Annotated in this window: 7 protein-coding genes; 3 read left to right on the forward strand and 4 right to left on the reverse strand. The window is 71.9% G+C overall.

From position 1 onward, the window contains the following. Positions 1-59: 59 nt before the first annotated feature. On the reverse strand, positions 60-1,874 hold the full coding sequence (locus ACFWEP_RS27815; RefSeq protein WP_387373985.1) for a subtype B tannase: 1,815 nt from the start codon (positions 1,872-1,874) through the stop codon (positions 60-62). Positions 1,875-2,074: 200 nt separating this feature from the next. On the opposite strand from ACFWEP_RS27815, the gene ACFWEP_RS27820 reads away from it, so the two are divergent. Then, a complete protein-coding gene (locus tag ACFWEP_RS27820; RefSeq protein ID WP_387373987.1) occupies positions 2,075-2,776 on the forward strand; it encodes a hypothetical protein in 702 nt (233 codons plus the stop codon). A gap of 22 nt (positions 2,777-2,798) precedes the next feature. Here the strand turns inward: ACFWEP_RS27820 and ACFWEP_RS27825 are convergent, their stop codons facing one another. From ACFWEP_RS27825 to cutA, 3 genes are all read right to left on the reverse strand, one after another. Continuing rightward, positions 2,799-3,260: an NUDIX domain-containing protein gene (locus tag ACFWEP_RS27825; protein WP_387373989.1), complete on the reverse strand. Its 462-nt coding sequence runs from the start codon at positions 3,258-3,260 to the stop codon at positions 2,799-2,801. 126 nt (positions 3,261-3,386) lie between these two features. After that, positions 3,387-3,872 (reverse strand): gamma-glutamylcyclotransferase family protein, encoded by a 486-nt coding sequence (locus ACFWEP_RS27830; RefSeq protein WP_387373996.1) that lies wholly within the window; start codon positions 3,870-3,872, stop codon positions 3,387-3,389. A gap of 44 nt (positions 3,873-3,916) precedes the next feature. Continuing rightward, entirely contained in the window at positions 3,917-4,261 is a 345-nt protein-coding gene (gene cutA, locus ACFWEP_RS27835) for a divalent-cation tolerance protein CutA (RefSeq protein WP_387373991.1), read from the reverse strand. A 1,754-nt stretch (positions 4,262-6,015) separates the two neighbouring features. On the opposite strand from cutA, the gene ACFWEP_RS27840 reads away from it, so the two are divergent. Together ACFWEP_RS27840 and ACFWEP_RS27845 are read left to right on the forward strand one after the other, a co-directional pair. Further along, complete coding sequence (locus tag ACFWEP_RS27840) at positions 6,016-6,810, forward strand: aminotransferase class IV (protein ID WP_387373992.1); 795 nt, start codon at positions 6,016-6,018, stop codon at positions 6,808-6,810. A gap of 555 nt (positions 6,811-7,365) precedes the next feature. Continuing rightward, positions 7,366-7,935, forward strand: coding sequence for a hypothetical protein (locus ACFWEP_RS27845; RefSeq protein ID WP_387373994.1), 570 nt, complete (start codon positions 7,366-7,368; stop codon positions 7,933-7,935). Positions 7,936-7,970: the final 35 nt, after the last annotated feature.

A 7,970-nucleotide genomic window follows, 5' to 3' on the forward strand; every position in this document is an offset into this window, starting at 1 on the left:
CTTCGGAGTGCCGGCACTCCGAAGTACCCCGACGCTCTGACGAACGCCCGGCGGCGGCCTCAGCGGCGACCGGCGCGCAGCGGGTCGCCGGCCTTGCGGACGACCTTGGCGATCCAGGCCATGGCCTCGGGCACGTCGTAGTTCCCGGCGTGCGGCTGGTTCCAGGCGAGGCGGTAGTCGACGTCCTCGACCTGCTTGTCCGCTTCGAGCGCCCGGTCGAGGTTGAGCGAGACGATGAACGCGGTGTCCCGGTCGCGGGTGCCGTTGCGGACGTACCAGTTCGCGGCGGTGTCGGCGCCGGTGCCGATGAAGTCCATCGGGTCGACGAGGTGGATCTGGTCGTCCACGGTGGTGGAGCGCTTGGCGGTGTACTGGTCCCAGGTCAGGCCGGTGTCGTCGATGCCGCTGCCGTCGCCGGGGACGTCGTTGTGGTCCCAGCTGTACTCGGTGTAGTTCATGTACTTCTGGTCCGCCGGGCCGAAGAGGTTGGTCTCGGTGCCGCTGGTGGTGTTCCCGTTGACGCCCACGGCGTCGAAGGCGGGGGTCGTCTTGAGGGTGGCCTGGGCGACGACGAACGCGAGGTACTTCTTCATGTCGACCGAGCGCACCGTGCGGGTCGCGGTGTCGACGTCGATCCAGTCGTTGACGTACGACTTGGTGGTCGGCGTCCCGCCGGGGAACCCGCCGCCGGACTGGAGGTCGAAGGTGGCGCCCAGGGCCGGAATCGTGTTCGCCGGGTCGGCCTTCAGGTAGGTCTCGGCGGAGCGGACGACCTCTTTCCTGATGGTGTCGATCATGTTCGCGGCGGTGAGTTTCGAGCCGTCCGGGTTGCGGAGGCCGAGGCTCTTCTCGTACGCGGGGAACTGGGCGGCGATCGCGGCGGCGTCCTCGGGGGACGGGTTCTGGCCGGTGTCGGCGCGGGTGTCGAGGATGTTGTACAGCCACTCGTACGCCTTGTCGGCGTTGCCCAGGTCGGTGATCGGGCAGTACGCGTTCACGGCGAAGACGTCGTCGCGCAGGGTGCTGCGGCCCTTCGCGTCGATGCCCGCGGCGCCGATCGCGGCGAGGTACGGGTCGTACTCGGCGCTGTTGCCGGAGGCGCCGAGGATCGACACCAACGCGCCTCCGCCACTGGTGCCGTTGATGACGATGCGTTCGGCACTGCCGGGCATGGCGGCGTCGTTGAGGCGCAGGTAACGCACGGCCGCCTTGGCGTCGACCACCGCGGCGGGCGCCTTGCCGGGAGCCGTACCGTCGGCACCGAGCAGCCCGCGGCTGCGGTTGGCGATGTCGGCGAAGACGTACCCGGCCTTCAGCGCGGCGCCGACGTTGCTCGTCGCGCTGTTGTAGGAGGCGCCGCCGGTGACGCTCGCCTTGATGTAACTGGCCATCCAGCCGCTGTTGTTCACGGCGAAGTAGATCGGCGCGCGCTGGTTGCCGAAGGCGCTTTCGGGGACGAACACATTCATGGCCTGGTAGCCGCAGGCGGTGTTGGAGATGGTGGTGTTCCCGAACCCGCCGGACTGCTGCGCCGCCGCCTCGACGGGCTTGGCGACGTAGCAGATCTCCTTGTACCAGCGCACGTCCATCGGTTGGCCGTCGACCGTGACGGTGATCGTCGTGTAGGCGGCGGAGTCGAAGGCCAGGGCGGCGTCCTCCGCGTCCACGACGTGAGCCCGGTGCGGGGCCTTGGCCGGAGTCCCTCCGCCGGTCGCCGCGAAGGAGGACGGTACGGCGAGAGCCGTGAGGGCGAGCGAGCCCGCGACCGCGATGCCCCTCAGGAGGTGCTTACGGGGCACGGGGCGCCGCATCTCCCGTACGGCGGTGAGGTGTTCGGGCGCTTCGCGCTCACTGGGCGCCGAGATCCGCTGCATGGGGTCTCCCCTCGTCGAGCACCAAGTGCGTTCTCGCACAGGGCACTTCGTCGGAACTCCGGCCTCAGGGCCGAAGCGGGACGCACGCTACGGGATTGTTGACAATATTCCCAGCGATCTCGCCAACATTTTGGTCGACTGAGGATTCCCTGTGAAGGGCACCGGGGCGAACCGGCCTGCGCCCGGGGGAGGATCTCCCCATGACACCGCCGGACGCCGAAGACGCCGAAGCCCGCCGCTGGGAAGAGCGGTTGGGCTGGACATACGGATTGACAGCCGACGATCCCGGCGAACGGAGCACGGCGATAGCCCTGTGCGCCGACGCCCGGAGAGCTACGGACAAGGCCCGCGACCGGATGTACGCGACGTGGCGCTCGACGGCACGGTTCGGACGATGGATGCCATGGCGGCAGCGGGCCCGCCTGCGTGCGCAGGGGGCGTACGACGAAGCCCGGAGCCGCACGCTGCCCCACGCGGTGTGGCTTCGCCCGTCCGGCGACATCAGGGCATGGCCGGGGCTGCCCTACGCGCTGCTCTTCCTCGAGTGGGAGGCCAGGTATCCGAGGGACTGGACACGGCACGCCAAGGACTGGGGCACGAAGCAGGGCCTCCTGCGGGGCCTGGCTGTCGCCGGCCACGGTGAAACGGTCAGGTCGAAGCTGACCGACCTGGTGGAGGTCGTCGTCCGGAGGCCGTACCGCTGCAAGGACCGCGAGTACGTCCGTGTCGCCCGGGCCGTGGACAGTGCGGATCTGCGCGCCAGGCTGGAAGCCGTCGCCCGGTCGGACGCCCCGTGGGCGCGGCAGAACGCCGGGTACGTGCTCTGGGCCCTCGAACACCCCGACGCGCCCAGCACGGTCCACGCGTGGCGGAACTGGCACGCGGCCGACACCCGGGAGTGAGACACCACCCCGCCCCGCGACCTCAGAGCGCGTCGGTGCCCGCGCCCCGGACGAGCTCCCGGTGGGACTCCTGCATCGCTGCGGGAAGCGCGTCCACGTCGAACCACCTCGCTTCCAGGATCTCGAAGTCGTCGATCTTCAGGGTTCCGCCGACGAGCCGCGCCTCGTAGGCCACTTCGAGGCGGAGCCGGTAGCCGCTCCTCAACCGCACCAGGCGGCCCGGTTCCACGTCGAGCCCGGTCTCCTCCTTCACCTCGCGGACCACCGTGAGCGGGAACTCCTCGCCCTTGACGGCGAAGCCGGTCGGCAGCCCCCAGGGGTGCTGCGCGGCCCACAACCGGTGCTTCAGCAGCAGGACTTGACCGGCGTCGTTCCGGACGACCCCGGTGACGCCCACGTTGAACTTGGCGTGCGCGAGCCACAGGACCCGCCACTGCAGGGGACCGCGTATGAGCCGCCAGAGCTGTGCAACGAGTCGATGCATGGAAAACCTTTCACCGCCGGGTCAGGGGTACTGCCTCACCCTCAACACTCCTCCACGGCCCCCTCGGGACCTCACGCGACCCCGCACGTCCCCGCGCCCCCCGCCCCCGGTGCGTGCGCGGCGTGCTCACGGCGTGCGCCGGTCCGTGGCGGTGCGGGGAGGGCGGTGGCCGAGCCAGTCGCCGCCCGGAATGCGCGGGCCGCTCGCGCGCAGGGTGCGCAGGACGGCCGAGGCCGCGAGGTAGACCCAGGCGCGGACGGTCCCGGAGCCGGGCACCTCGACGTCCCGGGCGACCCGTTCGTAGAGGTTGCGGGGGTCTTCCGGGCCCAGGTACGTCTCCAGTCGGTCCAGGGCGGCGAGCAGCCCGTCGTACTCCTCGGGCGCGGCAGTGATCAGCGCCCCGTGGACCGTGTCGCCCCCGTCGGTGGCGAAGGGGTACCCGGGACCGTCGTAGAGCGCCCCGCCGTGCAGCAGCGCCGGCTGCTCCCGGACGTCGAGGCCCCGGACGTACCGGTCGTGGTTGTGTTCGCCGGGCCGCAGGGTGCCGTAGACGAAGAAGGGCAGCGGCCCCTCGGCGCGGACCGCCCCGGGGCCGGGTACGGGTTCGGGTATGGGTCCCCGTACGGGTTCGGGGCCGGCCGACTCGACGGTGGCCGTCACAACTCCACCGCCGATGACGTCTGGTCGGTCACCCACGCGAGGTAGCGGGCGCTGCCCCGGACGATCGGGGTGGCGATGATCTCGGGGGTGTCGTAGTCGTGCGCGGCGCGCAGGTGTTCCTCCAGTTCGTCGTAACGCTCGGTCCTCGTCTTGAAGAGCACCTGCCACTCCTCGGCGGTCTCCACGGCGTTGTGCCAGTGGTAGACGGAGGTGACCGGCGCGGAGATCTGCGCGCAGGCGGCGAGCCTGGCCTCCACCGCGCTCCGGGCCAGTGCCTGAGCCTTCTCCTCGCTGTCGGTCGTGGTCTGCACGGTCAGCCATGCGGCCGGTGGCGTCGCCATGGTCGGCTCTCCTCGGGGGCGCGGGGCCCGGGGCGCGGCTGCCCCGGTGGTCCGCTTCCGATTGTCGGTCGGTACGACCCCGGCCGCCGCCCGTTCTCCTCACGCACCGAAGCGTGTTGCGGAAGTAGCGCCGTCCGCCCGCAGGGCGGTATCGGGGTGATCCCGGCAACGCGGCGAGCGTGCGTGCCAGGCGTCGCCCGCCGGACACGGGACTTTCGCAACACGACCTGCGGGACAGCCCATCCCGCTAGGAAGGGGCCGCCGGGAGCGCCCACGGCGTTCCGGCCGAAGGGATCACCGAGGGTACGGAGAAGGGAAGGGGTGGCCGGAACGCGCTCCTGACGGCGCCCCTCCCCCGCAGATCTCGGCGGAACTTGCCGCATATTCGTTTCCACTGATCCTGCACACCCGGCTTTTTCCCGCCATGATCACACGAAAGCATCACCCAATTCCACTCCATTTCACAAAAGGGAGTGCCCCCATTATCTAAATAATACTTTTACGCCACTCTTTGGTGCGGTTGCCCAAATGGGAGATCGGGGAATATTCACCATGAGCACGGACAGCGAAGAGCCGCTCCCATGGTTCGACCTCTGAAGTTCACCGAAAAGGTGAATGGCCACTCGCTCTCCGTTCCCGTCAGCCGTCCCGCCCACCGGCGGGACGGCGCCCACCGGACGCATCGCGAGCACGCGGTGCGAAGAGCGCCAGGAGGCGGCATGGCCGCGACGACCTCGTCCACTCCCACCCCCATAGACGCACCGTCACCCGCGCGGAGCGCACCTGAGGACCACCAGGCCCTGGCCCCGGAGAACCCCGGGCCGACGTGCGATCCCCCTCCCTCCGGAGGCGAGCCAGGACCGCCAGGACCCCAGGGACCACCCGGACCGCAGGGACCGAGCGGCCGTACGGGCTGCCCCGGTCCGGCCGGCCCGACCGGGCCCGCGGGGCCGGGGGGGCCCGCCGGCCCCGCGGGCGTGACCGGACCGGAGGGCCCGGCCGCCGCGCAAGGACCGCGCGGCATCGAGGGGCCCGCGGGCCCTGAAGGCGTGAGCGGCCCGCTCGGTCCCGAGGGTGCCGTCGGCGCGACGGGCACCGAAGGCCAGGCGGGCCGGGACGGCAGGGACGGAAAGCCGGGCGCGCACGGCCTCCCCGGCGCCGACGGCAGGGAGGGTCAGGCAGGACCCCGGGGGCCTCAGGGCTCCCGGGGAGACCCGGGCCCGGAGGGCCAGGTGCGCCCCCGGGGTCCTCGGGGGCCCAAGGGCGACGCAGGCGATCCACCCAGCCCCGAGTATGTGCGCCAACTCGTCAGGGAGGCGCTCGCGGAAGTCGGTTTCTGCACCCCTCTGTGAGAACCCGCCTCCACGGCGGGACGGCAGGCGACGTGGGAGCGGGCCGCCACGTGGCCTCCGGGCGCCGGGCCCCCAAGGCCTCTTCGACGTGAGCCGATCGGGCCGCCGTACAACTTTTTCCGTGCGCAGAGGAATCCCTTCCTCCGCGCGCGGAAAACGGGAATCACCCGACCATGCGCACCACACACTCTCTTCCGGCCGGATCAGGTCACCGAGAGAATTGTGCGGCAGAAAGCACGGGTCACCGCAGTGCGGCCTTCCGCGAGGAAGCCGCCACCCCCACGCGGGCACGAGGAATCCGACGGACAGCCGGCCCGCTGCTCCCGCCGAGTGCCCTCGCCGACGCCTCCCGCACCCGGGGCGCGTCCACCCGGCACCACTCCACGAATTACCGTGGACTCCATGATCCCTGCCACGCCCGCCCCGTACGTCGAGTTCGACGGTCACCCCGCGACCTTCGACGACCTACGGATCCCCGCCTTCTCCGGCTATGGCCACTTCACGGCCTTCCAGGTCGTGGAGGGCCGCGTGCGGGGCTGGGACCTCCACCTGAACCGGCTGCGCGCCGCGAACCAGGAGCTGTTCGGCCTGGACCTGGAGGCGGATCTGCCGCGCCGACTGGTACGCGGGGCGCTGTCGGGAGCGGGTGTACGGGACGCCACGGTGCGGGTGCACGGTTTTCTGCCGCCGGGCGCGACGAAGACGGTGCTGATGGTGACGGTGACCCCGCCCGCCGAACCGGCGAAGACGCCGTTGAGCCTTCTCTCGGTGTCGTACGCCCGCGACCTGCCGCACCTCAAGCGACCCGGCGACTTCAGCCAGACCTACTACGGCAGGCTGGCGGTGCGCTCGGGGTACGACCAGGCGCTGCTGACCGCCCCGGGCGGAGTGGTAGCCGAGGGGTCGATCACCAACGTGGGCTTCTGGGACGGCGATCGCGTGGTCTGGCCGAACGGTCCCGCGCTGATCGGGATCACCATGGCACTGCTGGAAGAGGGGCTCGCACTGGCCGGGGCCCCGTCGGTCCGGCGGCCGGTGACCCTGGACGGCCTCGACGCCTTCCGGGCCGCGTTCGTCACCAACTCCCGAGCCATCTCCCCCGTCCACCGGATCGACGACCGGACCTACCCGGTGGACGCCGGACTGATGGAACTGCTGGAGAAGGTGTACCGGGACACCCAGGCGGACCAGGTCTGACGCGGGCCGGGTCCGCGGCACGGCGCCGGACCGGCGGCGCGCGTCCGGCCCGGACGCGACAACGCCCTCACCGGACCCGGGGGGGGTGGGGCCGGTGGGGGCGGTTGCCCGGGGGGGGCGGGGGGGGGGGGCCCCCCGGCGGGCGCCCGCCCCGGACGCCACACCGCCCCCCCGGGCCCGGGGGGGGGGGGGCCGGTGTGGGCGGTTGCCAGGGGGTGGCGGGGGGGGGTGCCACCCCGTGGGGGGGATGTCTTGCGTCTGCCCGACCCTCGGAAGAGCATGCATGTGACCTGCGTCACACATTCGTTTCGGGGGTCACTCGTTCGGCACCCGGGGCCACCACGCGGACCGGATCGCCCGCCGGAACCGCCGCGACCTGCGCCGATCGCCGGTGGCAAGGGTGCCGCGCCGGTCCGTACGGGTGACTTCTGAAGGTGCGTCAGCAGGCATGGGAAGCGACCCGCCCGTTACCTCGGAGGCAGGACCCGTCCCGTTCCGGCCCGTCCGGTCCGGGCTCGCCCCGCTCTGCTCGCGCCCGTACCCGGAGGACCTCCCATGCTCCGTCCACTCCGCTCCACGACCGGCACAGCCGTCACCCTCGCCGCGACCACGGTCTTCGGCCTCGCCCTGCTCGCCCCGTCCGCGTACGCGGGCGACGCCGACCGGGACAGGGGCCGCCTGGAGCTCACCCCGTCCACCGCCGTTCCGGGCGCCAAGGTCACCGCGGAAACCACCGCCTGCGGCAGGAACGGCTCGGGCATCGGCGACGCGAACTCCCTGGACGCGGGGGACTTCGAGCTCTACCCCGGCACCGGCAAGGACGTCGTGACCGGGCACTTCACCGTCCCGCGCGACACCCGCCCCGGGACCTACGACATCGCGGTCGCCTGCGACAACGGGAAGGACGCCCGGGGCCGACTGATGGTCACGGGCGGTTCCGCAGGTCATGGGCAGGATCAGGGCCAGGGGCAGGACCAGCAGCCCTGGGGCCATGTCCAGACCGGTGTGGGTGGCAGCGTCGGACCGGACGGCACCCGGATCGCCGCAGGCTTCGGTGTGCTCGGCGCGGCCTGCGCCGGCGCGCTGTGGACGGCCCGCAGGCGCCGGGCGGCGGACTCCCGCTGACCGGTCGGGCCGACGGGCGGCGCGCGGCCCGGAAG

Origin of the sequence: Streptomyces sp. NPDC060198 (assembly GCF_042728415.1) — a bacterium.
Lineage (GTDB): Bacteria > Actinomycetota > Actinomycetes > Streptomycetales > Streptomycetaceae > Streptomyces.